28 protein-coding genes are annotated in these 26,006 nt (G+C 42.1%); 20 read left to right on the plus strand and 8 right to left on the minus strand.

Annotated elements, in window-relative coordinates; genetic code table 11:
• Nucleotides 1–198 precede the first annotated feature (198 nt).
• From BB427_RS03910 to BB427_RS03935, 6 genes are all read left to right on the plus strand, one after another.
• On the plus strand, nt 199–579 hold the full coding sequence (locus tag BB427_RS03910; RefSeq protein ID WP_017218609.1) for a BlaI/MecI/CopY family transcriptional regulator: 381 nt from the start codon (nt 199–201) through the stop codon (nt 577–579).
• 3 nt (nt 580–582) lie between these two features.
• Entirely contained in the window at nt 583–1,911 is a 1,329-nt protein-coding gene (locus tag BB427_RS03915) for a M23/M56 family metallopeptidase (RefSeq protein WP_069019003.1), read from the plus strand.
• A gap of 1 nt (nt 1,912) precedes the next feature.
• A complete protein-coding gene (locus BB427_RS03920; protein ID WP_069019004.1) occupies nt 1,913–3,262 on the plus strand; it encodes a M23 family metallopeptidase in 1,350 nt (449 codons plus the stop codon).
• A complete protein-coding gene (locus BB427_RS03925; protein ID WP_069019005.1) occupies nt 3,255–4,478 on the plus strand; it encodes a DUF418 domain-containing protein in 1,224 nt (407 codons plus the stop codon). The genes BB427_RS03920 and BB427_RS03925 overlap by 8 nt, the downstream gene beginning before the upstream one ends.
• A gap of 88 nt (nt 4,479–4,566) precedes the next feature.
• Complete coding sequence (locus tag BB427_RS03930; protein ID WP_069019006.1) at nt 4,567–5,151, plus strand: GNAT family N-acetyltransferase; 585 nt, start codon at nt 4,567–4,569, stop codon at nt 5,149–5,151.
• Nucleotides 5,152–5,267: 116 nt separating this feature from the next.
• Nucleotides 5,268–6,200, plus strand: coding sequence for a class I SAM-dependent methyltransferase (locus BB427_RS03935; RefSeq protein WP_069019007.1), 933 nt, complete (start codon nt 5,268–5,270; stop codon nt 6,198–6,200).
• A 305-nt stretch (nt 6,201–6,505) separates the two neighbouring features.
• On the opposite strand, the gene BB427_RS03940 is transcribed toward BB427_RS03935, so the two are convergent.
• The 3 genes from BB427_RS03940 to BB427_RS03950 all read right to left on the minus strand — a co-directional run bounded on the left by BB427_RS03940 (nt 6,506) and on the right by BB427_RS03950 (nt 9,267).
• The gene (locus tag BB427_RS03940) at nt 6,506–7,888 is read right to left on the minus strand and encodes an alkaline phosphatase D family protein (RefSeq protein ID WP_069019008.1); all 1,383 of its coding nucleotides are present in this window, start codon (nt 7,886–7,888) and stop codon (nt 6,506–6,508) included.
• A gap of 178 nt (nt 7,889–8,066) precedes the next feature.
• Complete coding sequence (locus BB427_RS03945) at nt 8,067–8,828, minus strand: AraC family transcriptional regulator (protein WP_069019009.1); 762 nt, start codon at nt 8,826–8,828, stop codon at nt 8,067–8,069.
• Nucleotides 8,806–9,267: a carboxymuconolactone decarboxylase family protein gene (locus BB427_RS03950; RefSeq protein WP_069019010.1), complete on the minus strand. Its 462-nt coding sequence runs from the start codon at nt 9,265–9,267 to the stop codon at nt 8,806–8,808. The genes BB427_RS03945 and BB427_RS03950 overlap by 23 nt, the downstream gene beginning before the upstream one ends.
• A 133-nt stretch (nt 9,268–9,400) precedes the next feature.
• Here BB427_RS03950 and BB427_RS03955 point away from each other — a divergent pair, with 133 nt between their 5' ends.
• From BB427_RS03955 to BB427_RS03965, 3 genes are all read left to right on the plus strand, one after another.
• The gene (locus tag BB427_RS03955; RefSeq protein ID WP_069019011.1) at nt 9,401–10,408 is read left to right on the plus strand and encodes a phytanoyl-CoA dioxygenase family protein; all 1,008 of its coding nucleotides are present in this window, start codon (nt 9,401–9,403) and stop codon (nt 10,406–10,408) included.
• Between the two features lie 115 nt (nt 10,409–10,523).
• A complete protein-coding gene (locus BB427_RS03960; RefSeq protein WP_069019012.1) occupies nt 10,524–10,994 on the plus strand; it encodes a DUF3291 domain-containing protein in 471 nt (156 codons plus the stop codon).
• Between the two features lie 119 nt (nt 10,995–11,113).
• A complete protein-coding gene (locus BB427_RS03965; RefSeq protein ID WP_069019013.1) occupies nt 11,114–11,332 on the plus strand; it encodes a DUF6500 family protein in 219 nt (72 codons plus the stop codon).
• Nucleotides 11,333–11,382: 50 nt separating this feature from the next.
• On the opposite strand, the gene BB427_RS03970 is transcribed toward BB427_RS03965, so the two are convergent.
• Complete coding sequence (locus BB427_RS03970; protein WP_010604566.1) at nt 11,383–11,568, minus strand: hypothetical protein; 186 nt, start codon at nt 11,566–11,568, stop codon at nt 11,383–11,385.
• Nucleotides 11,569–11,714: 146 nt separating this feature from the next.
• Between BB427_RS03970 and BB427_RS03975 the strand changes: the two genes are divergently transcribed.
• From BB427_RS03975 to BB427_RS04015, 9 genes are all read left to right on the plus strand, one after another.
• The gene (locus BB427_RS03975) at nt 11,715–12,512 is read left to right on the plus strand and encodes a PhzF family phenazine biosynthesis protein (protein WP_069019014.1); all 798 of its coding nucleotides are present in this window, start codon (nt 11,715–11,717) and stop codon (nt 12,510–12,512) included.
• Nucleotides 12,499–12,939, plus strand: coding sequence for a GNAT family N-acetyltransferase (locus tag BB427_RS03980; protein ID WP_069019015.1), 441 nt, complete (start codon nt 12,499–12,501; stop codon nt 12,937–12,939). The genes BB427_RS03975 and BB427_RS03980 overlap by 14 nt, the downstream gene beginning before the upstream one ends.
• Nucleotides 12,940–12,980: 41 nt before the next feature.
• A complete protein-coding gene (locus BB427_RS03985) occupies nt 12,981–13,439 on the plus strand; it encodes a YaiI/YqxD family protein (RefSeq protein ID WP_010371749.1) in 459 nt (152 codons plus the stop codon).
• Between the two features lie 2 nt (nt 13,440–13,441).
• Complete coding sequence (locus BB427_RS03990) at nt 13,442–13,879, plus strand: GFA family protein (RefSeq protein ID WP_069019016.1); 438 nt, start codon at nt 13,442–13,444, stop codon at nt 13,877–13,879.
• Complete coding sequence (locus tag BB427_RS03995) at nt 13,876–14,271, plus strand: ACT domain-containing protein (protein WP_069019017.1); 396 nt, start codon at nt 13,876–13,878, stop codon at nt 14,269–14,271. Before BB427_RS03990 ends, BB427_RS03995 begins: the two co-directional genes overlap by 4 nt.
• A gap of 31 nt (nt 14,272–14,302) precedes the next feature.
• A complete protein-coding gene (locus tag BB427_RS04000) occupies nt 14,303–14,851 on the plus strand; it encodes an HPP family protein (protein WP_039495654.1) in 549 nt (182 codons plus the stop codon).
• Between the two features lie 31 nt (nt 14,852–14,882).
• Complete coding sequence (locus BB427_RS04005; protein ID WP_069019018.1) at nt 14,883–15,416, plus strand: GrpB family protein; 534 nt, start codon at nt 14,883–14,885, stop codon at nt 15,414–15,416.
• Nucleotides 15,417–15,709: 293 nt separating this feature from the next.
• Nucleotides 15,710–16,210, plus strand: coding sequence for a GNAT family N-acetyltransferase (locus tag BB427_RS04010; protein WP_069019019.1), 501 nt, complete (start codon nt 15,710–15,712; stop codon nt 16,208–16,210).
• Nucleotides 16,211–16,385: 175 nt separating this feature from the next.
• On the plus strand, nt 16,386–17,360 hold the full coding sequence (locus BB427_RS04015; protein ID WP_069019020.1) for a transposase: 975 nt from the start codon (nt 16,386–16,388) through the stop codon (nt 17,358–17,360).
• A gap of 168 nt (nt 17,361–17,528) precedes the next feature.
• Here BB427_RS04015 and BB427_RS04020 read toward each other — a convergent pair whose 3' ends face one another.
• Nucleotides 17,529–19,943 carry a hypothetical protein gene (locus BB427_RS04020; protein WP_069019021.1) on the minus strand — a complete coding sequence of 805 codons (2,415 nt, stop codon included), beginning with the start codon at nt 19,941–19,943 and terminating at the stop codon, nt 17,529–17,531.
• 74 nt (nt 19,944–20,017) lie between these two features.
• Here BB427_RS04020 and BB427_RS04025 point away from each other — a divergent pair, with 74 nt between their 5' ends.
• Both BB427_RS04025 and BB427_RS04030 read left to right on the plus strand, forming a co-directional pair.
• Nucleotides 20,018–21,763 (plus strand): MFS transporter, encoded by a 1,746-nt coding sequence (locus BB427_RS04025; protein WP_069019022.1) that lies wholly within the window; start codon nt 20,018–20,020, stop codon nt 21,761–21,763.
• A 90-nt stretch (nt 21,764–21,853) separates the two neighbouring features.
• Nucleotides 21,854–23,119, plus strand: a complete 1,266-nt coding sequence (locus BB427_RS04030) for a Xaa-Pro dipeptidase (RefSeq protein WP_069019023.1) — start codon at nt 21,854–21,856, stop codon at nt 23,117–23,119.
• 119 nt (nt 23,120–23,238) lie between these two features.
• On the opposite strand, the gene BB427_RS04035 is transcribed toward BB427_RS04030, so the two are convergent.
• The 3 genes from BB427_RS04035 to BB427_RS04045 are packed head-to-tail and all read right to left on the minus strand — an operon-like array spanning nt 23,239 to nt 25,986.
• Nucleotides 23,239–24,147 carry a hypothetical protein gene (locus tag BB427_RS04035; protein ID WP_069019024.1) on the minus strand — a complete coding sequence of 303 codons (909 nt, stop codon included), beginning with the start codon at nt 24,145–24,147 and terminating at the stop codon, nt 23,239–23,241.
• Nucleotides 24,148–24,156: 9 nt separating this feature from the next.
• A complete protein-coding gene (locus BB427_RS04040; RefSeq protein WP_069019025.1) occupies nt 24,157–24,951 on the minus strand; it encodes a hypothetical protein in 795 nt (264 codons plus the stop codon).
• A gap of 18 nt (nt 24,952–24,969) precedes the next feature.
• On the minus strand, nt 24,970–25,986 hold the full coding sequence (locus BB427_RS04045; protein ID WP_069019026.1) for a hypothetical protein: 1,017 nt from the start codon (nt 25,984–25,986) through the stop codon (nt 24,970–24,972).
• Nucleotides 25,987–26,006 lie beyond the last annotated feature (20 nt).

Genomic DNA, 26,006 nt, shown 5'->3' on the forward strand with positions numbered 1-26,006 from the left:
AAACAGCAAAGGTCAACAGGCCCAAATTAGCTCTAGCACTACAGATAACTCATTTTTTGCATATCAACTTGAAGTATAAGTGCTGTTGATAATGTCGCCATTTTTCGTGATGAAAATTCAAAAAAGCAAAATGTGCGACTTGTGTCGCACTTTTTTGTTTGTTAATGTGTGACATATGTCGCAGTTGTGAGAAAAACAATGAAACCTAACTCAACCGAACTAATCGTTTTAAAAATCCTTTGGCGTGAACAGCCAAGAACGGGTAAAGAAATTCACACAGAAATAGGATCAAAGCTCAGTTGGAGCTACTCATCAACTCGAAAAACTCTAGAGAGAATGTGTGAAAAGGGTTATCTCGCCGAGCAAATGCAAGGCAATAAAAAAATATACTCAGCTGTCCTTGCGAAGGTACCGACTCTCGCACTTTATGCCCAGGAGTTTGCAAAGCAAATCATGGAGTTGGATGAGCCTCTTCCGATTACTATGTTTTCAGATAGTAAGTTAATTGCAGCGGATGAATTAGATGAATTAGAAGCCATGTTAGATGAGTTAGCTAAAACGCAAGGTGATAAAGAGTAAGGTATGGAACTAATATTACTTTCGATCTTGCTGTGGGTGGTGCTTAGTGGTTTAACGTATGCACTTGGTGTGAAATTTTCTACTCGATATGTACAAAACAAAGGACTTTGGTGGAGTGTATTGGCAGTGACTTTTGTGCCTTGGCTCCCACTTGAACATATGGATCAACAGAACGCCATTCCAGCCATACTGTTTAATGCCAATTTACAACAATTTGCAGAGCCGCTACTGGCAATGACGAAGCGCACTCAAGTTGGGTCTGACTGGCTAAACCTGACGCTCATGGCTTTATTTATAGTCTATTGCGTTGGGCTTATTGCTCATTTTTTGGTACTTGGGCGACAGTATTGGCGAGTAAAACGCCTCTGTAGTACCGCCTCAAAAATAAAGCTGGGCGCACGGAGTTGCTATCAATTGCCAATTACTTGCTCTCCTTTTGTGTTCGGACTGTGGCAACCTAAAGTGTATTTGCCGGTGGAATTTGACACGCTACCAGAGGCAGAGCAGCAAGCACTTATTCTGCATGAGTTAACCCACATAGATAAGGGCGACCATATTGCCGTTGTAATTTGGCGAATACTCGCGACGCTTGCTTGGTTTAATCCGTTTATTGCAAAAATGGAACAGGGCTTTATTCGAGCGATGGAATATCGCTGTGATGAGGTGACGATAGCGAAGCACAGCCTTCAGCCTTTGACTTATAGCAAAGCATTAATGAACTCTTTAAAACGAGCTGCTGCGCAGCCAAAAACGATGAATATGACAGCAAGTTTCGCGTCTAATTCATTGACTTTAGATGATTATAAAAAGCGTTTTAGCGTTATTCTTAAATCTAAAAAGAAGCCAAGTAACCTTGTGTTGATAGGGTTTTTTGTGTTGCTTAGTTCAGGTTTAGCCTATGGCAATATTCAATGGACAATGGGAACGGCGATGGTCAGTAAAACATGGACATACCCAGTCTTCACACCTGAAATAACATCAAGGTTTGGGCATATATCGAACTTTCGTCACAATAAAGCACATCAAGGACTGGATTTAGCTGGCGGCGTTGGTGAACCTGCGATGGCGGTTGCCAGCGGTACGGTCACGATTGCTGATGATAAAACCTTGCCTGAGAATTACGGTAAAGTGGTGTTGATCCATCATGACAATGGTTATCAAAGTCTCTATGCACACCTTGATAGCATTGATGTTGAAGTAGGTGATCAAGTATCACAAGGAGAAGTGATCGGTACCATAGGTGAAACCGGTCGAGTCACTGGTCCACATCTACATCTAGAAGCTCTGCATAACAACACGCGCATTGATCCGCTGACCTTATTGGAAAATTAACATGATTAAAAAGCTTTCTATCGCCATTGCAATGATGGCAACTTTTGGCTGCTCGAAACAACCCGAGCAGACTCATTCGGATAATAAAACGCAAGCGAATACCTTGGTGTCGGTGCAACCAGAACAAGACCAAGCTGTTGTACATATTGAACCCGTTGAAGACTCAATCGAGGCCCAAATCCAAATCAGGCAGGAGCTAAAGCCAGTTCAAGATATTCGTTTACTTGAACTTAAATCGGGTGAGAGTTTAGCTAATCTCTTAAGTGGGTTTGCGTTCAGTGACCGCGATAGTTGGCTGGTGGAACAAGCCGTGAGTACGTGGACATCACTGACTAAGCTCAAGGCTGGACAGTTAATAGAAGCAGAGCTTGTAGACGGACAAGTACAGCAAATCCGCTTTGAATATGCATTTGCACAGGTTATTGAGATTAAAAGGGGAGATGAACACTGGCATGCATCGCTAAGTGAACTTGAAACCGTCACGCAAACAAAGCGTTTATCGACAAGTATAGATTCTAGTTTTTTTGTGGACGCCAGTAAAATCGGGGTACCCAATGATATTATTAATCAAAGTATTGTGGCCTTATCTCACCTTGTCGATTTTCAAAGAGAAGTATATGCCGGCGATCAAATTGATTTTGTCTTTCAAGAACAGCAGCTTGTGGCAGCCAAAGAGTTACTCAAGCAAATCTCCAAACCTTTAGAATTACAACATGTTGCGCTACTTTCAGGAAAAGAAAAATACCGCTTATACCGGTTTACTGATAATGGCGGAACGACCGCTTTTTACCACTCAGATGGTACTCTCGCGCAAAGTTTTTTAATGAAAACTCCGCTTAACGGTGCTCGATTATCTTCAAGCTTCGGTAAACGTCATCACCCAGTATTGGGCTATACCCGAATGCACAAAGGGATCGATTTTGGTGCACCTGTTGGTACGCCTATTATGGCTGCAGGCTCGGGAAAAGTACTCAAAGCTGGGTGGGGCGGCAGCTTTGGTAATCGCGTAGTGTTAGATCACGGTAAAGGGTATCAAACACTGTATGCTCACTTAAATGGCTTTGCGAACGGCCTTAAGGCTGGGACGCGAGTAAAGCAAGGAGACGTGATTGGTTATCTTGGTAATACCGGCCTGTCGCAGGCGCGTCACTTACATTATGAAGTGCATAAAGACGGAAAAGCCATTAATCCACTCACCCTAAAACAACCTAAAAACACTAAGCTAAGTGACACGCAATTTGATGAATTTAGCGCGCAGGTAGCACAAATTACTACACTGCTCGATAGCGAAAATACAAAGCTAGCTCACCATGATGGACAGTCGGGCCGCATGGGTAACTCAGATGACTAGTGCTGAAAAAAATCGTATTAATAGCCTCGACTTTATTCGTGGGATAGCAATTCTATGTATTTTACTTATTAACATCGAAAGCTTTGCTTATCCCAATCCATGGGGCAGTTACCAATATGGCTTTATGACGGATATAGACAGTGAGGTAAGGTACTGGGTTTATGTATTTGCTCAGGGCAAGTTTTACGGACTGTTGGCGATGTTATTTGGCGCAGGTCTCACCATTATTCTTCAAAAACAGCCATTTGAATTTGCGATTAAATTAAGTGCGGCAAGGCTAGTGGCTTTATTTATACTCGGCCTTGTTCATGCTTATTGTATTTGGAGTGGCGACATTCTCTATCACTATGCCGTGATAGGAATGATTGCCACCACAGTCATATTACTTGGCACCCGGGCCATCAAAGTCAGCATAGTAATTTGTTTGGCATTTATGTTAGTTGCAGGTTTTGGCAGAGCAGAGCGCACCAACGCCCAATACGATGCCTACCAAGCAGCACTCAATGTGGACGAAGCGTCTCGCACACGAGACCAGCAAAAAGCGATTAATCGGTGGCACAATAAAACCGAACCACGGACACCCACCCATCGTACTTTGGAAGAAACGCCAAGCTTAACTGAGTATTGGCAGGAAAACTTCGACAGTCCGCAAGTCCACAAAGGTAAGCTGTTTTACTCAAGTATTTTTTGGTCCACGCTAATGATGATGCTGATAGGCTCACAGCTGTTTCAATGGGGATTGTTCTCAAAGACTAAACTTAGCCCATTTGCGGTTGTGGCATTACTTTGCTTGATTGCAGTGTCGTGTTATGCCACTCAAGCTCGCTATTTTCATTGGCTGCAAAGTTCACATATTCCAGTGCTGTCTTACGCTAAACAAATGGTCATTATACTTAACCGGGAGCTGCAAGCGATTATTTACTTGGTTTTGTTATCTTTGCTATATAACCGTTGGTTGCATCGCTTCAAACCCCTGGAGGCGATAAATCAAGTAGGTAGATTTGCGCTGAGCAATTACATTGGACAGTCACTGTTATTGGTGGTGATATTTTATGGCTTTGGATTACATAATACGCTAAGTCGCAGTGAGCTCTTGCTCTTATGGCTTGTTATTATGGCAGGGCAGCTGATATTAAATGTGATTTACGGGCGATTCTATAAGGTGGGACCCGTTGAACGAGTGTGGCGCAAACTAACAATTAAGTTACATGCATAATCGACTCGAACTTTTTACAAATTCGAACTTCATACCTAAGCTAATTTTGACCTAATATTGAAGCCGACAAGTTCGCTTGAGGTAAAGTATGGAAATAGAAATAACACAAGGATGGGACATTGAGCATGCGCAAGCGGCTGCTGAGCTTTATGTTGACGCGTTTGGTAGCAAATTCATAGCCGCAGTGCCGGATCGCAATAAGCTGATCACTATTATCGCGAAGAGCTTCATCTCAGAATACTCCTTTGCTGCCTTTGCAGACGGCAAGTTAGTGGGGGTTGCGGGCTTTCAATATGGCAAAAGCGGTTTTACATCGAATATGGGCTTTACTGGACTCATTGACGAATTAGGCTTGCTAGGCGGAGTTAAAGCCGCAGCGGTGTTTACCCTATTTGAGCGAAAGCCTGCGCCCAATGAAGTGGTGATGGACGGCATTGCTGTTGCAGAATCGGTTAGAGGACAAGGTGTTGGTACTGCGCTTTTAGTGGCACTGCAGCGCTATACCAAACAAAGCGGGTTTCACGCTTTACGACTTGATGTCATTGACTCTAACCCTCAAGCAAAAAAGCTTTATATGAGAATGGGCTTTGTTGCCTCCCATCACGAAGATTTTTCTTATCTCAATTGGTTAATCGGTTTTAGCGGGGCAACAACGATGTTGTGGCGTCCATAGGACCGGTTTTCTGTGCTGCAAAAAATAAACGTGAAAGATAAGCAGACCTTAGGCATTTGCTTTTGCTATGAAGTAACAAGTAAAATGCCGAACTTTACGCATAACCAGACACCGACATGACAGCAATAAAACCTGTATCGACTCTACTTAATCATCTGCAAACCCAAGCCGTACCAAACGAGCTAAGGCGTCTATTTCATGGACGTGGTCGTTGCTATGAAGGGCTTGAACAAATCACAGTAGATTGGTTACAAGGTCAGCTCTTAGTCTCTTTATTCAAGGAGCACGACGTTGACTTGATAGCGTCGTTAAAGCAGGCATTATTATCACTTGTGGAGACCGAAGCATTTAACGGAAAACTCTCTGCTATTTTGCTGCAACATCGTTATTTGCCTGACTCAGATCTCGAGGTTTTGTATGGTGAATTAACCGCTATGCCTATCGTTGAAGAAAATGGACTTAAATATGGCTTAAAGCTTGGCGTAAAGCAGAACATGGGACTGTTTTTAGATATGCGTTTGGGTCGTGAGTTTGTTAAAGCTCAGTCAGCGGGGGCTCGGGTACTTAATCTGTTTTCTTATACTTGTGGGCTTTCCGTCGCGGCGATTGCGGGCGGTGCTGCCCATGTTGTGAATCTAGATATGGCAAAAGCGGCGCTCAAGCAAGGCCGAGTCAACCACCAACTCAATGAACACGACCTCAGTAAGGTGTCTTTTTTAGGCCATGATTTATTTAAATCTTGGGGAAAAGTACGTAAATATGGGCCGTACGACCTAATCGTAATTGATCCGCCAAGCTTTCAAAAAGGCAGCTTTGCACTCACCAAAGACTATCAACGAATTTTAAGAAAGCTTCCTGAGTTACTTACGCCAAATGCCCAAGTGTTGGCGTGTGTGAATTCTCCTGATGTTTCAAGCCAATTTTTGATTGATGAAATGACCAGAGAGGCACCAACACTTACGTTTGTTGAACGTTTACAAAACCCACCTGAATTTAAAGACATTGATGAGCAAAGCAGCCTCAAGTGTTTGAGGTTTAAAGCGGATTAATGTAGCGCAGATTTGATTTAATATTGGTTCAATTTGAAAGATTAAATCTGATGCTAGCGACATTAAAAATGTTTTATGTAGAACAACTAATAAAATTTCTGCTTTGTTTAAATTGATGTAGGCACCTTGGTGATGGTTGAATACGTAAGCGGAGCATTGATCTTGGGGTGCAGCAAGTAAACTATTGGCAGTATGTTTAGGTAAAATGAACAAAGCGCCGGGGGAATAGCATTGTAATAAAACGTGATTGCGAGCAACCGAAAAGACTGACCCATCAGTTTATGCTCGCACTCCCGCATCTTTTTTCAAAATTGATAGCTTTTACTGCCCAATTTTTTTCCTTTTCTAGAGTAAAACTCAACCTTTACCTTGTCTGTTGAAATGCAAAGACGAGTAAAGGCATCTTCAGGGTAGACCTCACTAGCATTTTCTACTTTGTATTCATTGGTCGTAGTGGTATCTAACACACCACTGAGCTTGAAGCCTTTTCGATTTGGATGAGGGTATGGCCAGAAAAATGCGGAGGAAACGATTGAGGTAACTTTGATGTCATTATTGATTTTTACTTGAGATGCCATGCAGGCATGGACATCTCCCGAAAGAAACAGCACCTTAGGTATCTGCTGGCTGTTTATACACTCAAAAATTTCATCTCTTTGATTGATAAATCCATGCCACTTATCCTCTGATTCAGACTCATAGGGAGGTACACTAGTTACAATGACTTTTACCTGACCATTACCATTGTTCAACCAGCTGAGTAGCTCGGTCATTTGTCTAGGACCTATAATTTCTTTGTTGGTATGTGAAATATCTCTTTCTGTACGAGTGTCGCAGATAAAAAAGTCACAGCAACCATCTTGGTAGCTGTACCAAAGGTGAGTTGGCGTTCCCGTGATCCTATTATTTTTTAAAGAAAAAAGCGGGCTGTGGCTAGCTTGATAAGTTGTATATGCGTGTATTGCAGAAGGAAACTTTGTGACCCAATCCTTTTTGTTGGCTGATGATGGCCAATTATCTTCTATTTCATGATCATCAAGTATCATATAGGTCGGAGTGCAGGACATCAGTTTACGTATATGTGGTGTGTTTAATGCTACGCGATACCTGCTGTTAAATTCATCGACACAAGTGTCAGCACCAACAAAGTTGAGGTCATCGGCATAAATTTGGTCGCCACACATGATAACTTGATCGACTTCCTTGCCTTCGTCTATTTGCGTTAATATAGAGCGGAATGTTCTGTCGCCTCTGTCGTCCCACCACATGCCTCCAAACAGGCGTAAAGCATACCGACAAGAGCCAAAAACAATATTTCTTTTAGCTGTAGTGTCTGTTGAGGCAGTTTTAAATTGGTGAGATTCTATATTTTGCCAATTAAGGATTTTCTTAACATTAATTTCGGTTGTATCTAAGTCGGAAAAAAACCACCCAACTTGATATTCGTATTTGGTATTAGAATCAAGGTTGGGTATTACTATTACACCTGTGAGGTCAAAGTTAGGATTCATCTTAAAATATATTGGGGAGGAATATTTCGCATTAGAGCGCTTTTTATACCTAATGACACCATGTGCTTTTCTTGGTCTGTGGTCAGCGATTGATAATGCGGCTCGACCAAAAATGCGAACCTGATCCCCTGAAGTGTAACCGACGATTGGACCAACCGTCAGGCGCTGAACGTCCATATATATCTCCTTGCCTAAAATAAGTAGTTTGTTTTTGTTCAGTTTGCATTAATAATAGTGTAAAAATCATCAAGCGCAATTATTGAGCAATCATTTAAGGAGAAGTTCAATTTTGGTACCATTTTTATAATGGTGTTTTGGGTTGGTTTGAAAAGGAAACTGTATATCTATTAAATGATTATGTTCTATTTTTATTATTGTTCGCACATTCGATAAGCTTTCTATACTTTGCGGGAGTGATCTTTAATATCGTGCCAAACTCTCTGATAAAGTGTGACTGATCTGAGTATCCACATTCTTGTGCTATGTGAGAAAGTGCGAGTCTCGGATTTGCTTGTAGTCTTTCTTTTGCCTGTCTGGCACGATAAATTCGCTCAAGCTGTTTTGGGGTGATGCCACAGAGTTGTTTCATATTTCTTTCCAGTTGCCTAGCACTTAACGGAGCTTGATCATAAGCCTCATTGAGTGGCACATACGCAGTGAGTAGTTTAACGAGCTTTTGCGTGTAGTATGTCGAGCTATGAAGCGGTACAAGTGTATTTAAACTGGGTGCGAGTAACGATTTGAATGTAAGAAAATCGGATCTGTCCTGCAGTTTTTCTGCAAGTGTAGTTAGCACTTCGGGCAATGCAAGTGGATGTTGAACATGTTGTAATTGTGCGAATCCTCCTGGGTGAAAGCGCACGCCGCAAAACTGTGCCTTTGCGGAGTAGCTAATTTTTCTAGATTGTGTGGCGGTAGGCTGCATATAAACGGAATGTGTTAATACCTCTCCATCAATGGCTATAATTCCTGTTAAGGGGAAAATAAATCCAGTTGCCCCGTCGCTTGGAAGCCAAGTTCCTCCGCGCTTGTGTGATTGTGCAAACCAGATAGCTTGCACATAGGTAGCGATTTCACCTGTTGGGTTTATTAATTCAAGCGTTAATTCTGTGCTCATTGAACTCTACATTCGGTTTAAACATTTTCACGATACGATTCCAGCTGTTGATGGCATTAATAGCGATAGTTAAGGTAGCCAAAGCTTTATCATCAAATTCTACATTGAGTGTTTGATAGAAAGCGTCGTCAATCATTTGTGCGTTTGTCAGCTTTTCACAAAGCGCTAATGCCAGTTTTTCTTTATTGGTGTATAACGGCATGTCTTGCCATGCACTTAATCCAATAATTCGATTAGTGGTTTCACCATACTCTAGTGCCTGTTTAGTGTGCATTGCAATACAAAAAGCGCATTGATTGATTTGTGATGCTCTAAGTTTAACGAGCTCCCAGATTGTGACTCCAAAAGTTGCATGGGCCTGCTGTTTTAATAATTCCTCTTGTTCCAATAAGTGCTGAATAAGCTCAGGTGCTTGATTGAAGTAGTCTGCTCTTTTCATTTCTGAATCCTCATGTTTAGCGATACGTATAGTGTAATGAGGTGTAAGCCGTAAAAATTGAAAAAAAACGTCTTTGTAATAAAATTTTAAGGAGGGAACACACAACTCTACTTTAAAGGATGGTTGTTAAATAATGTGCGATGTAAATCTTGCTCTAGCGCTTTATCATTTATCCATACTCAAAAAAATCTGGCTTCAAGCCAACAACACTTTCACAAATAGACAGCAGCAAGGAGAGTCTATCGAGTTCGAATTATATAAAACGACTTTCGATATACTAGGTCTTAGCCTATCTCAAGCACATCAGTTACAGTTTCAATATGCTCATGATTACGATAGCTTTATTGATGCAATTGTAACAATTGCTCATCCGAGTAGTGAAAAAATAGCATTGCTAAAACATGTCACCTGCCACTTACCTTGCCCCGACAGTTATCAAGAAAAAATAGCTGCTGTTCAGAATATGCCGGATGTACTCACTGAGGACGACCTGAAATGCTGGCAGGACAACGGCTATGTCGTCGTTAAAAATGCAGTGAGTGCTGAAGGCTGTGCCAATGCGAGAAACGCCATTCAAGACTATTTGGAGATTGAATTAGCAGAACCAAAGACTTGGTATAAGGTTAACCACGAAAAATTGAGTCGCAGTATGGTGCATTTGGTACAACATAAAGCACTGGAAGACAATCGGAATTCAATGAGAATTCATAAGGCCTTTAGCCAGTTATGGCAAAGCGAACAACTGATAGTTTCAGCCGATCAGTGTGGGTTCAACCCGCCTGAAACTGCGCAATCTAGTTTTCAAGGTCCTGATCTACATTGGGATTTAGATTTCTCTAAGCAACTCAAGTTTGGCACGCAAGGGATTTTGTATCTATCAGACACTGAAGAAAAACAAGGTGCAACAACGGTTGTGCCAGGATTTCATACAAAGCTAGAGTCATGGCTTGCAACGGCTCCATGGGATCCCTGTATTCCAAACACAGAATACTTACATCAACTGGGTTCCAAAGCACTTGCAGCCAATGCCGGAGATATGGTGATTTGGCACCAGTTTTTACCTCATGGTGGTAGCGCGAATACAGCAAACGCACCTCGTATAGTGCAATACATCAATATGCATCCATTCCCCGAAATGTAGAAGGTGAAAAAATCTCTATTTGGTTAAATTTTGTCTTAACTTGGCGGCGAGTAAACAGTAGTATGATTGTGAAGTTTGGGAGAATGTAGCAACTCACCACAAGGAAAAGCCGTCGATGCAATTAGCACAACTCAATATAGCCACTGCTAAATGCCAAATGGATGCGCCAGAAATTCAATACTTTGTAGAAAGTTTAGACCGCATTAATTTACTCGCAGAGCAAAGCCCTGGCTTTATTTGGCGCTTAAAAGATGAAACCGGTAATGCAACAGAGATTAAGGCGTTTGATGATCCAAATATTATCGTGAACATGTCTGTATGGCAGTCGGAGCAAGCGCTCAGAGATTTTATGTTTAAAACCGCGCATAAGGAGTTTTTGGCTCGCAAAAAGGAATGGTTTCACCGCGCTGAACAGGAAACCTACGTGTTGTGGTGGGTTGAAGAGGGTCATATCCCGACGCTAGGTGAGGCCAAAGAAAGACTTGATTACCTGCGTCGTTTTGGAGATTCGGCTTATGCCTTTACGTTTAGAAATAGTTTCACCGAACTAGACGTAAGGGAGAGGGAGGCTTGTGAAGAAGATTAATCTTGTGCACCGATGAAATGATAATCAACCGTAAAGGTGTAGAGCCGCGTGGAGTGGTGAATACTGATGATGTTGGTGGTACACTTATCGCAGATCATGATGTATGGATTTAACGAAAAATGCGCTCAGCACTAAGAAGCAAGATAATAGAAGTATGTGATAAAAAAATCGCACAAAAAGGAGATAACGTTGGCGTATCATTTTACGCTTTTTTTGCCAATAAAAACACGGACCCAGCATTACTTATGGAAGCGGCAACTTGGTGGATACAAACTCACGAACTAGACCACTTCGAAAAGGCGTTAAAGATAAAAGCAATGGTTGAAAGTGGAAAATAGGCCTAAAGGACATGATCATGGGCCATCAATCGAGATGACCCACCTGACAGTTACAGCGTGTAAAACGACACAAAAAATACTGCAACAGATGCAAGTGCAAACATAGTGTACTCAGTGATGGTTTGTTTGCGTTTCTCATCATCAGTTTTAGGGGCTGTCGCTATCATTAGCAGGCTAGTGACAAACATTGCTAATGAATATAAACATAAAATTGATAAGGTAGCATCTGTAAACATATAAGCCTCGACTTGGTTCTACTCATTTTAACTACGTGCATCATGGTCACACAGATCAACCTCAATACACGTTTATTTAAGTTGTATTCGCTTCTAATTACAGTAAATTATACTGTGTTTTTAGGTGTTTCTGAAAGGAGTAAAAGATGCAAGTTGAGTATTTTGTGGTTGACGCATTTACGCGTAAACGTTTCGGTGGTAACAACGCTGCAATCATTGAGGTTGAAAATTGGCTTAGCGACGCCCTAATGCAGCAGATAGCCATCGAAAATAACCTTTCCGAAACCGCCTTTTTGAAGCCAATTGATAACAATCATTATGAGATCCGGTGGTTTTCTCCAATTACTGAAATTGACTTTTGTGGTCATGCCACGCTTGGTGCTGCGTATGTGCTTTTTAATCACAAGGGGAAATCAGGTGAGATAAAATTTCAAACCCAAAAAGTCGGGACACTCACTGTTAAACAAGTGGCTGATGGTCGCATTGTGATGGAATTTCCGAACTTAGCCCCTGAGTTAACGAAAGCCCCCGACGCACTGCTGGAAGGGCTGAATGTAACACCGACGCAGGTACTTAAAAATCGCCAAGCGTACTTTGTGATTGTTGAGACTGAGCAGCAAGTACGCAGCTGTGAATACGACAGCGATAAATTGAAAACCCTTGCGCCTTTTGATGTTGTGATAACAGCAAAAGGCAGTGACGTTGATTTTGTGTCGCGTTACTTTTGGCCTGCAAATGGGGGCGATGAAGATCCGGTTACCGGTTCAATTCATGCCGGGTTAGCGCCATATTGGGCAAAGGCGCTAAACAAACAAAAACTTCATGCACATCAGGCTTCAAAACGTGGCGGTGAGCTATTTTGTGAAGTGACGGATACGAATGTCATCGTATCTGGGTTTGGTGTACTTTACGCAAAAGGAATATTCGAAATTGAGGACGAATAAGATTCACTTCATACCGGCAAAAGAAAGTGACTTTGATTACCTAGTGGCACTGCGTAAAGCGACCATGGTGCCGCACTTAGAAAGTGCCGGACTGTTTTTGACTGAAGCTGAGCATAAAGCCCGAGTATTATACGAATACCCAAGCTCATATTTGATATACGTGAACGAAAAGTGTGTTGGCTTGGCTAAGTTTAAACAACGTGAACATGACTATTACCTCTTTCAGCTGCAAATAGAGCCCCAGCAACAAGGAAAGGGGCTTGGTGCACAAGTCATTAAAAGCTTGATAGAAACTCACTCAACATTGCCTTGGGTATTGACGGTGCTTAAAGCGAATCCGGCGAAGCGTTTATACGAAAAGTTGGGATTTGTGCAGTTTGATGACGATGAACACGAGTTTCATTTTAGGCGTGAACCTAACCCCTAAATTTAGTATTCTCTAGCCAATTTAAATTTAAAAGAGTTGTTATGGCAAAACAAATATGGGTAGATGCCGATGCCTGTCCCGTGGTGATAAAAGAAATGCTGTTTCGCGCTGCAGTGCGTACTTCTACCACGGTTACATTGGTTGCAAATCAATATCTAAAAACGCCTCCGTCTCCTTTTATTCAAAAGCTTCAAGTCCCAAAGGGGTTTGATATTGCGGATAATGAAATCGTGAAGCGCGTTAATGAAGGTGATTTGGTTATTACCGGCGACATTCCACTTGCAGATGAAGTCATTGAGAAAAAGTGCACCGCACTCAACACGCGCGGTGAATTGCTGACGAAAGAAAACATAAAATCTCGCTTAAATATTCGTGACTTTATGGACACGATGCGTGCCAGCGGCGTACAAACCCAAGGGCCACCACCTTTGTCTCAAGCAGATAAGCAAAATTTCGCCAATCAATTGGATACTTGGATCACCAGAAACACAAAGGGGTAGGTATGGCTTACAAGGCGAGTTGTTTGTGTAAAGCGGTTCAAATTGAGATCCGTGGACCAATCAGTGATATCATTCACTGTCATTGCTCTTTATGTCGTAAGTCTACAGGCACGGCTTATGCGACCAATGGCTTTGTGCTGTGGAGTGATTTTGTGATTCTCAGTGGCGAAGAGGCACTAAACATCTTCGAGTTTAAACCTGGAAGAAAGCGCCATTTTTGCAAACATTGTGCAAGTCCAATTTTTAGTTCGAACGAAAACGATCCAAAACGGGTGAGGTTAAGACTTGGCATTTTGGACTCGGATATCAAAGAGCGGCCAATATCACATAATTTTGTCTCTTCAAAAGCCAATTGGGACGACTTAGACGCGTCGCTTCCTCGTTATGATGCATTTGAACCTAGCCGTGATTTATCAACAACATCGGGAGGTAACTTGTGACGGGTATTAGCGATTTATCTCAATTATTAAAAGACATTTCCCCGACGCTTGATGAAACACCTTTTGTATTTTGTACAGTGCAAAAAAGCCTCGCTGAGTGTGTAATTTTCAATCCAATTGCGACCTTTATGGAGCGCGAGGGGTTAACGCTGGTAGTCACCAAGCAAATGGCAGACGAGCATGGATTGGATTACAGCTGTGTGATGAATAAAATTACCTTGCAAGTGCATTCGAGCCTAGAGGCTGTGGGATTAACGGCTGCATTTTCCAATGCACTGAAAAATGTTGATATTAGCGCGAATGTAATTGCGGGCTTCTATCATGATCATATTTTCGTACCCGTAAATGATGCTAAGCGGGCGGTACACGCGATACAAACGTTGACAAAATGACATTGATAAATCTCGAAGGTTGTTAGGTAGCATGAAAGTTTACTTTAAAAGAATGGCCTCCAAAGGTGTGTGTCCTCCGAGAAAACCGCTTAAGAAAATCCTTTGGTCATGGGTTGGTGCAATGGTGGGGATCTTGTTGATTACGGTGATTTCTAACCTCGCTTTACCATATGGTGTTGGCAGCGCATTGCTCATTGGCTCTTTTGGTGCAACTGCTGTTTTACTCTATGGCGCTCCTATGGCAGAGTTCTCTCAACCGAGGAATTTACTGGGCGGGCATTTCTTTTCAGCTTTACTCGGCGTCAGCATTTTTATTTTGCTTGGAGAAGAGAGTCTGTTTGCAGCACCGCTTGCGGTATCGCTCTCAATTGTTGTAATGCACTTTACTCGAACCTTGCATCCACCCGGTGGAGCGACCGCGCTAATCGCCATTATTGGTGGTGAGTCGGTTCATAACTTGGGATATATGTATGCATTTTATCCCGTGTTGATGGGGGCTCTGCTGATGTTATTGGTCGCGCTGTCTGTGAACAATATGTCGCGCAACCCCAAGCGGCATTACCCAGTTTATTGGTTCTAACTATTTTATATAAAAATTTAAAAGGACAGGCATGTCAAAAATTGAATTCGTCCCTTACCAATTAGTCCCAGCTAGCTTTAATCCATGGCGTGAAATATTTGTTGAAGTGGCAGAAGAAGTGATGATGGCATTAGCACACCCTGAACTTGAATTTCTACACTTTGGTTCAAGCTCTTTTAAGGTTGCCGGCAAAGGGATCATCGATATCTCTGTGTTATACAAACCCGGGCAATTAACGCAAACTGTTGAACATCTTAAAAATGTAGGCTTTAAAGATCAGCACAGCGATAATCCATTTCCTGATACTCGTCCTAGAAAAGACATCGCGGTGATGTATCAAGGTGAGTTGTTTCAAGTGCATGCTCATGCTATTGAAAAAGGGAGTGAAGAACATATCAAGCAAGAAAAGTTTAAAGCTTATATGCTCAGTAATCCTGACGCGCGTGCGGAGTATGAAACTCAGAAGCAATTAGTAATAGCGCAAGGTATAGCCTCCCAAGATGAGTATGGAAAAGCTAAAGCGCCATTTGTAAAGCGCACTTTAAAGGACATCCACTTTAATTAACTAAAGCCTGATTAATCATATCTTTATAGCTGTTAGTGTTAGGACAACGACTAAGACCTAACGCTAACAGCTTGCCATTTACTTTATTTAGATACCGTAGTCATTGCAGGATGCGAAATTGGTGTTTATCTAGTTATAAGTTTTAAGGGACAGGGACTTAAGCTTAACCTATGTCGTTTTAGATAATTGCATAATCTTTCGTCTTTTGATTCTAGATGTCTGTTTTTATATACAGTGTTATTTTGTTTTGCTTGTACACCAACATTAAACCGTAAAATAAAGGAATAGCAGATATGATCCCAACGATTGAAACGAATCGATTAAGATTGGTCGCACCCAATAAAGACGCTTTTGAAACCTATAAAAAATTTTATACAGACGGATCTGCTTCGAAAATGTATGGTGGTCCAATAGGAATAGAGCAAACTTGGGCTAGGCTTAAAGCTGATGTAGGCTCTTGGTATTTACTTGGTTTTGGTGTGTGGGTAATTCAACTAAAGTCGAATGATAGCTATGTTGGTACATGTGGTTTTTGGCAAGGCAAAGAATGGCCAAAAGAATTAACATGGTGGGTGCTACCCGAGGCGAGAGGCCAAGGAGTTGCAACGGAAGCTTCACTCGCTGTATTAAAACACGCTTACAATGTATTTAATTGGGAAACTGTCGAGACTTACATGAATGATGATAATGGAGTTGCTCGAGCTTTGGTTGAAAAGCTAGGTGGCGTTAAGGTAAGACGGCAACAATTTAACGATGGCCTGAGCCGAGATATTTATTTTCTTCCAAAACCTTAGCGGTAAATCGTGGTGTTGAGCACAGCTCTGAAAGTTGCAGATTCACCCCATTTTTCGGAATAAAAAGTAACGAATAACTATGGACAGGTACATTTATGTTGATGTTTACAAATTGAAGGTATGTGCCTAAGCTTTAATTTCTTCAATTAGCATTTGCATGTTCAAGGAGTGAACAATGGGATTAGCAAGGAAGTATCAAATCAACTTGTCAAATACACATTATTATCATTGTGTGTCACGTTGCGTCCGCCGAGCCTTTTTGTGCGGTGAAGACATGCTGACTGGCAAATCTTATGAGCATCGACGAGCCTGGGTTGAAATGCGATTGCTCTTTCTATCCAAAATATTTTGCTTGGATGTTTGTGCTTATGCGGTAATGCCTAATCACACCCATGTGGTGTTGTATATCGATGATAAAAAAGCACAAAGGCTCAATGATAAAGCCATTTTACTGCGCTGGAGCAAGCTTTATAAGGTATCTTCACACGCTCAGCAATTTTTACAAGGTGAATGCTTAAACGAAGGGCAAAAAGGTGTGTTGAGCAAAGAAATAAATGAATACAGAAGCCGCTTAGCGAGTATTAGCTGGTTTATGAGAGGGCTTAATGAGCACATCGCTCGACGTGCTAATCAAGAGGATGAATGTACCGGACACTTTTGGGAAGGGAGGTTTAAATCTCAGGCCTTGCTTGATGTTTCAGCTTTGTTAGCATGCATGGCTTACGTAGACTTAAATCCAATTCGTGCAGAGTTAGCTAGTAACCCCGAAGATTCAGAACATACCAGCATAAAACTTAGGTGTGAGCTTGCAAAAAAATGCAAACAGCCAAAGTATCTAGCGCGGTTTTTAGGAAACACCAAAAGACATATGCACAAAGGTATACCCTTTGAATTACGGTCATATCTAGACTTAGTTGATTCTACAGGAAGATGCATTCGTGCTGATAAACCCGGGGTTATCGATCCGCGTAAAGAACCTATTTTGGAGCAATTAGGTCTAGAAGCACGTAATTGGCTGAAACTTACTACCCAGCTTGAGCAAACTTTTCACGGTGCGATTGGTAGCGCAGATTCGATAGAGGCTTATTGTGAGCATCGCAATTTACGGCGGCGAAGTAATATTTCGCAAAGCCAGCGACTTTTTACGTAATATGAACATACGTAGACGGCCAATTTAATCCGGTTGTAAATGTCTAACTGCCCGCTCAGGTTGAGGGAGCAGCTAGTCGTGTGTACTGTATGAAAAGTGCACAATCTTATTTGCACAAAACCGTCGTTTCTACTTTATTTGGCTTTGCAGATTTTCAACTAATTGTTTCTACAAATTGATTATTTTAACCAGCCTAATTGGTTCACCATCAACGTCAAATTCGCCTGTAATCTCAAGTAATCCATTTTTTAATCCTTGTAACTTATCTACGTTAAAAGTTTTACTTTCATAAGGTGCGAAGGTAACGGGTAGTTGCCAAAGTGGCTCATCATTTTTAAATGATTGAAATGGGGTAAAACTGACGCGTAATATGCCACTCGATGCACCTGAATAGGGACCGGTTAGCGTAATGGTTATATTGTCTCGAATAGTTACTTCCATTTTTACCCCATCAAAAGGTTTCTCTGGCGTTTGAAGAGGCTTTTGTTGTGTTAATCCGTTCCAACTAATCACTAAGTTCTGAAAGGTATGTTTTGGCAATAGAACACGGTGTTCACCTGAAGCTAGAATTTTTTTGTAGTTACCGTAAGTTAGCGCAATATCATGGATACTGGGATTGTTGACGTAAAGATAGTGCAATCCATCAGAAAAGTAGTTCTGGATGTTGATACCACTTAGCGTAAAGAGCGCATCGTCGCCAAGGGTTGATTGCCATTGCTGCATCAAGCGCTTGAGGGTTTTATTCTCAGTTTCAGTGACTGTCCTTGATTTCTGTTTGCTAAATATTTCGCGAAGTGGGGTCATACAGTCACTTAACTGAGCGCTATATTCCACACAGGTATTAAAGGCTCTGCGCAGTAGCGATGCATCTTTAAAGTGCCAGGGATTAGTGGTTTGTTCATTCGTGATCAAGTAATCATGGGCGGCAAAGTAGGGCGCTATTTTATGATTATTATTTCGGCCAAGAAGACTGATTTTTTGCAAGCTAAGCGCTGAAATGTCGATTTGGCTCAATTGTAACCTAGCCAGTTGCTCATGATGTTGTGTTTTCATTTTAATAACTAGCGCATTGTCCTGCTTTGAAAACGTGAGCGCAAGTTGATGATATTGCTTGATATCCATGCGTAATTGCGGCAGCAGTGCGATAGACTTTGCGGGAAACAATGCTTGATTGCTTGAGACCGTTAACTTTACTCCTTCTTGAAGGGTAAATTGCAGTAAGTTGTCTTTACTAAAATCAACTTCTTCAACTTCAGAGCGTCCAAGACGCGCATCTAAGCTTTGGTTTGTTAAATCAGCGATTAACGCAAAGCCAATTTCCCCACGTCTAATCTGCTCCGGCTCGAAGTCGATTAGTGCTGCAACACTATTCTCATCAAGTGAGTTGATTAGAGGTGTTTTATCTGGTGTAGGAAAATCCATCACGGCATGTGTAGAAGAGAAGTTTGGATGAATGTCGAGACGATTAAGTGTTTTGCTTTCGGTATTTCTGAGCCAATATGTGGCACCGTTTTGCTCCCAAGGCCCATCGACAATATAAAAACTTGGCGTGGCAGAGCGCACAAACGCTGCAAACTGCTGTTCAAGCTGGGGCCAATTGGGGAAGGTCCGTTTTAAGAGAGCATTTGCAGTTGGCAAGGTGTTTTCAGAGTGCGGGTTTGCGTCCATTAATTTGCCGATAAAGCGTTTAAAATATTGATATCGCTCCGGGTCGCTCAATAAAAAATGTACGATAAAAAAGTTGAGCCCGCGTTTGAGTGATGGATCATCATTGATTGCTTCGAAAGATGGCTGTCCATTTTGGTGATACTGCTGTAAACCTAAGTGCAGATAATTCATTGGAGCACGGTCGAAAACCATCACAGTTAACTGCTTTTTATTTGGATCATATACGTGGCTTGCAATGGCATCTGCCATCCCCTCAGTGATCCAATTGGGTGCCCAAGTTGAGTGACCGTTCAGAGCCATATGAAACGCATGCATGGTTTCATGGATCACGATGTAGCGCTGGTGATGCTGGCGATGACTCGGAAAGTTGTACCCTGCGCGGTTATAAAACATGGTTTCGCCACCAGCCGTTTTATGTACGCCTCGCAAAAAACCGTCGTCCAGCATGGCTTCTTTTGTACGTTGGCGTGAACTGCCATAAACGACAGCAATTCTCTTTTTATCAATCGCTGCAGGCGCCATACCAAACAATTCAACATAGTGAGGGTAAGACATTTCTAGTAATTCTAAATAGAGTTTTACTTTGTCCTCAGGAAAGTCACTTTTTAGCGCAAAATGCTTACTCACCCACCAGTCATAGCCCCGCGAATTAGCTATTTTTCCATCGCTATAAGTCAGCGGAATTTGTTTACCAACATGTTGGATATCAATGTGTCTCAACGTGCTGACTCGACCATTAACGCTTATTTCAGAGCGCATATCAGCGGGGCTTGGAATAGCGGCAATATCGCTTCTCGTAGTTTTACATCCGCTGAGTAAAGCAAGTATTGCAATTAGAGGAGCAAATACTAGCCGAGGCTTTTGCATAGAGGGTATTCGCCAATAAAAGGTATGGAATAGATAAAATAAAGACATGATACTTTTCTCTCGTTATTATTTGTGTATATTGTATGCAATATAAAATAACAAAGATAACAGGTATTGTCATTATGCAAAATCAGCAGCAGTGGTGTGAACCAGATCTCAATGAGGCAAATCGGTCAACGTCGCCGTCTGGGTTTGGTCGAACTTTTTACATTGCGAATATCATGGAAATATTTGAGCGGCTCGCTTGGTATGGCTTCTTCGCCGTGTCATCAATTTATATGACAACACCGAAGTCGCAAGGTGGTATTGGCTTTACTGATATAGAGCGTGGCGCGGTACAGGGTATTATTCCCTTCTTTTTATATCTTTTGCCTGTTGTAACTGGTGCGCTAGGAGATCGCGTTGGGTATAAAAAGATGTTCTTTTTTGCATTTTTGATCATGACGCCAAGCTATTATTTATTGGGACAGGCACAGAGTTTTTGGCCGTTCTTTACCGCGCTGAGCTTTGTTGCCCTAGGTGCCGCCTGCTTTAAACCTGTGGTCGTTGGCACCGTAAGCCACAGCACAAACGATGGTAATCGTGGTCTTGGGTTTGGGATCTTTTATACCATGGTGAATATTGGTGGATTTTTAGGTCCATTGGTTGCGGGATATATGCGAGCCATTAGCTGGGATGCGGTATTTATGATGTCGGCGATTTGGATTGCCATAAACTTTATTCCCTTGATGTTATTTTACAAAGATCCGCAAACATTACCTAAAACCAAGCAATCTTTTACTCAAGTATTAAAAACCGCGCAGTCGGTGCTGGGTAATACGCGTTTAGCACTTACGCTGTTTGTCGCACTGGCGCTATTGATGTCAGCAGGAGTTGGATTTTCTAACTACAGTCAAGCGTTTACTTGGATTGCAATATGGTTAGTAGCTAACTGGGCGTGGGACAGAGTGCTCATAAATCGAGCACCGACTAAAGCTTGGTGGCAACAACCGATGAAGGTGAGTAACCTGCCGTTTGCGTTATATTTGCTGATCCTTGCAGGCTTTTGGACTGTTTATAATCAGCTTTTTTATACTTTACCTGTGTATATCCGTGATTATGCAGATACCCGAGATATATTGGCGTGGTTTGGCGATTCTGGCGTCGCGTTTTTAGCACATGTTGATATTGATAAGTTAACTGCTGCCATTTTTGCGCTGTTCAACGAGCTTAAGGAAAGCGGCGCAGTATCCATTGAAACCATTAGGCTTGAATGGGTTCATCTCAAAGTGAATGTCCCGCATGAGCAAATACAGTTGATACTACAAACGCTAAATGCGCTTCACGATAATGGACAGACACTTTCACAGCACCAAGCACAAGCCCTTGCTGAACAACTCGTACAATATCGTCAAATCAACCCTGAGTATCTCATTAATTTAGACTTTGCAGCGATCGTAGTCGCACAAATTTTGGTGAGCTTTCTCTGTCAGCGATTTAGACCATTTTATGTGTTAGTTACAGGCTTACTGGTGATGGCGGCTGCGTTTATCGCATTACTTAGCGATAGCGACTGGTTAAGCGGTCAGCTCATTGTCACTGTCATATTGCTTATCGCGCTTGGTGAAATGCTTGCCTCTCCTAAAAGCCAAGAGTATGTCGCGAGTATCGCGCCTCAATCTCAAGCTGCGTTGTATATGGGGTACTACTTTGTTTCTATGGCGCTGGGCTTCTTATTTGCTGGATTTTTATCTGGTTGGAGCTATAAAGTGTTGGTGCAAGAAATGGCGGCACCAAAGTTAATGTGGGGGCTATTTGCCGCTATCGCAGCTATAACCGCCATTGCATTATTCTGGTTTAACAAAGTGATAATAGACAGAAAAACATAGTTTTTTTGAAATAGGAACAGTTATTGGTCGCGATCGGTTTGTTTGCAAGCCATATTCTTTCTACACTCAAGCAAAAAATGAGGAAGTAACATGAATAAAAAAATATGGATGAGCACGGCACTCTTTGTTTCAAGCAGTGTGTACGCGCAAACGTATGTTTTAAATGCTGACTCTGCGATTGATGTGGTGACAGGCAAGCTTATCTCCCCTGCAACGGTGGTCGTTGAAGACAATAAAATTATCTCAGTCGGAAAATCAAATCGTAAAGCCTATCCAAAAGGTGCCGAAGTGATAGATCTAAGTGGCCACACATTATTACCCGGTCTATTTGATATGCATGTCCACCTAACTTCAGACGCACATGTTCATGGCTACAAAAGGTTGCAACGCACTGCACCTCGTGCGGCAATTACTGGTGTTAGAAACGCCAAGCGCACACTAGATGCGGGCTTTACGTCTGTTCGTAACCTCGGTGCTGCTGGCTATGCTGACATCGCACTGCGTGATGCCATTATTGATGGTGACGTATCAGGCCCACGTGTGAACGCAGCAGGTCCTTCACTTGGGATCACTGGCGGCCATTGTGACAACAACCTCCTAACCCATGAGCATAAAGTATTTTCAGAAGGGGTGGCTGATGGTCCTTGGGCAGTAAGGCAAAAGGTACGTGAAAATATTAAATATGGCGCTAACTTAATCAAGTTCTGTGCAACGGGTGGCGTACTATCTAAAGGCACTAAAGTGGGTGCTCAGCAATATTCCCAAGAGGAAATGACGGCGATTGTGAGCGAAGCACACTTACGCGGTTTAACGGTTGCTGCCCACGCGCACGGCACGGATGGTATCAAGTCTGCAATTAAAGCAGGTGTGAATTCAGTAGAGCATGTAAGTTTTGTTGATGATGAAGCCATTCAGCTAGCCAAAGACAAAGGCACGTACTTTTCTATGGACATCTACAATACGGAATATATCCTTGGCGAGGGCGAAAAGGCAGGTATTTTGCCTGAAAGCTTGGATAAAGAACGTAAGGTGGGTGAAACTCAGCGTGCTAGTTTTACAAAAGCGGTAAAAGCAGGCGTGAATATGGTGTTTGGCTCTGACGCTGGTGTTTATCCTCACGGTGACAATGGTAAGCAGTTTAGCCGCATGGTGAAATTTGGCATGACTGAGCTACAAGCCTTACAGGCTGCCACTATTAACTCAGCGACGTTACTCAAGCAAAATACACAATTGGGCTCACTTGAGGCGGGAAAACTTGCTGATATAATCGCGGTTAAAGGTAACCCACTAAAAGACATTAGTGTGATGGAAAACGTCATCTTTGTGATGAAAGATGGCAAAGTAGAAAAGCAATAGCCAAACGTTCCGCGCAGTTCTTATGCAAAGAACTGCGCAGCTTTGCAATATATCGTTGTAATCATAATAAAAATCAGTGGACAGGCAACGTTTTGAGACAGACTACATATTTTATCGTGTTAACTGTGGTTGCTTGGTAAATATTGTTCCCAATTCGACACGGCAAATGGATATTCACCAGTGACATCTACTCGACTGCGCCAAAACTGCATCGCGCCAGTATTAATCCCTTGATAGACAAAAATAACATCTGCAGCAACTCTATCTCCACTGTTGTTAACATTGACGTCGACATTGATCAGCTGATAACCATTGGGATTAGGACCATCTTGGCGGCTTTGGTAGTAAAGGTGAAATGACTGTTGGTATATCGTAGGGTTGTTATATAGTACATAGTTTAACGCGCGCATTGCGTCACTATTACCTCTAGATATATTGAGCGAAGTTATTTCAGTAACAAGGTTTTGAAACTGATCGTTATTTGCCTTGACGCCGTGTAACACCTCACCAAATGGCAGTGCCATCACTGGAATGATTGCACTAACTAGTACTGTGTTTGGTGAGTGCATTTCGCCGATAATCACCACTTGTCCGGTTTCACCATTTGTTGTTCGATCTAGTGCAGTAATACATTGAGTTAGCAGTTCATCCGTTGGAATGAGTAAAGTATAAAGTTGCTCAATGTAGCGATTATCCAAGACCCATTTCATGCTGCGCGCTATGTAACGATTTTTACCTAAACTTAAGCCTTTAAACAGCTCTTGATTAAGTTGTTTATTCCTGTTGAGCCTTTGTAGCGCAATGTCATCATTGACGTTCTCCAACATGGGAAGCTGTGTTTCTTGGTTGCCCATTAAGCTATTTTGATATAGCTCTTTTTCTAGATTAAGGGTCGGAAATTGGGCATTTATCACACCAACGGCATAGACAAAGTTTGTGGATACGGTTGAAGGTTCTGAGTTTGTTTCACCGTTGGCCAACCTCTGACTAAGTGGCAAATTTTGTTGAGTGGATAATGATTGGTTCATGAAGCCTCCCTAAATACTTTTCGCAAATGGCGCTAGTCTGGATGAAACAAAAGGATAGTGGTTGGTTACGTCGATATTACAGGCATAGCGGCTACGATCTGAACTACACAGAATAAACTCAACAACGTGGCGCATTGGTTCAGAGTGTATGTGTTGCAATTGAATAGCTTGAATATCATCAATCAATAAGTGTTGGCTGCTATCAACGACGATTTGATAGAAGTGACTTAAAAAATAGTTACTGGCTCTGTCTTTTTTAGTTAACCCGATAGTGGGCTTAAGTGCTGGCAGTTCAAGCTGTTGATTGGCTGGTTTACCATCTTTGAGTATTGGAACTTTGATATCGGTAACTGCAATTAGATGTTTTACGGTGGCGGTTGGTAAAGCGATGTCATCGTATTGCTGTGCGGCATGTTCACCTGTTAGCTCGCCAATAACCACATAAGTATTTTTTTGCTCTGTTGTATTGATCAGTGCATTCAGTTGTGTCGGTGTATCTGGCTCAAGGATGTAAGTGTCTACCAGGTTTATGGTAAGAACCCATGTTGCCTGCTGTGCTAAATATAAAAATGGCCTGTAACTCAACTGAGGTTGACTGTCCATGGTTACGCGATAGTTGAACACTTTATAAAATTCTTCGGGGTTGGCCTTTATAGACAACGCAGCAGCTTCATATTGCTTTTCGAGGTTTAAGGTCGGAAAGCTTGGTTGAATAACACCAATTGCATAAATAGATGTATCATGATTGTCATGAGGCGCAAACTGTATTGGCACTGTTTTATCATTGTGAATTGAGGTCTTCATTTCTATCCTTCCTTTGCATTAATCTTGTGGCATCGTATTCAGCAGCGGGAGGAATTGTTGTATTTCTGTATTGATAAAAGGATACAAGCCACTCACGTCGATACGACAAAAGTAATAATGATGTTTAGCAGAAGCGTTTTCTTTATAGGTTAGCGTAATATCAACAATCTTATGTTCAGACACCGCGTCAAATTGGGAAAACGTGATGTCGGTTAGAGAAGCACTTGGCAGGGTTGCGGACCCAAGACGCATTTTATGGGTTTGTAAGTAGATATCTGGATAGCGAAATGCAACAAAATTCTTAGCTCTATCAAAGTCATCACGGCCTGCATTTGGTTCGACTTCTAGTGCTTTTATCACATCTTGAATGGCATTGGTTTCCGCACTGGAAATTTTTTGAATTGTATTATGCAGCTCTGACAATGTTTGATGATATACCTGATGACAAACTATCTCAGCTAAATTGGTGTCGTGGTTATTAGAGGAATGCCCAATGACACAGGTATACACAAGATCCAGTGTATCTTTAGGTGGCTGTAGCGCTTCAATTAGCTCTTCTAACTCGACTTTTGTCGCGGGAGTTAAGTGGTAACTTAGCTGTTTTTGAATGACTAAAATCCAAGAAACTTGCTCAGCAAGATAAAGATACTTGTCTCTGTTAGGATCGCCAATCGACAATGATTTATTAGTGAAAACTTCGTAATAGGCTCTTTCATCGACTGCGAGCTCCATTGCGGCTTGTAAAAATTGCTTTTTTATTCCCTCATTAGGAAAGACAATTTCTATTTGCCCCACTGCATAAATGTAGTCAAAAGCGGCGCATTGCACGGAAGCAGGGTGCTGAATTTCCTGCGATTGCATTTGCTCGGATGAGTCAAGGTCTTGCGGGGCGATCGGTAGCCTAGCATCGTTTGCCTCTACCGGCGCTATGCCAAGAGTGTCTGAGTCACAAGTTTGGCTATCTTGTGTTTCAGCTTTTCCAGAACTGCAAATTGTGGGATCTGCTGAGGTGACCTCAGGGTGTAATTCGCTCATATTATTCTCTTTTTTGATGA

Source organism: Pseudoalteromonas sp. BMB (genome assembly GCF_001709235.1).
GTDB classification, from domain to species: Bacteria; Pseudomonadota; Gammaproteobacteria; order Enterobacterales; family Alteromonadaceae; genus Pseudoalteromonas; species Pseudoalteromonas maricaloris.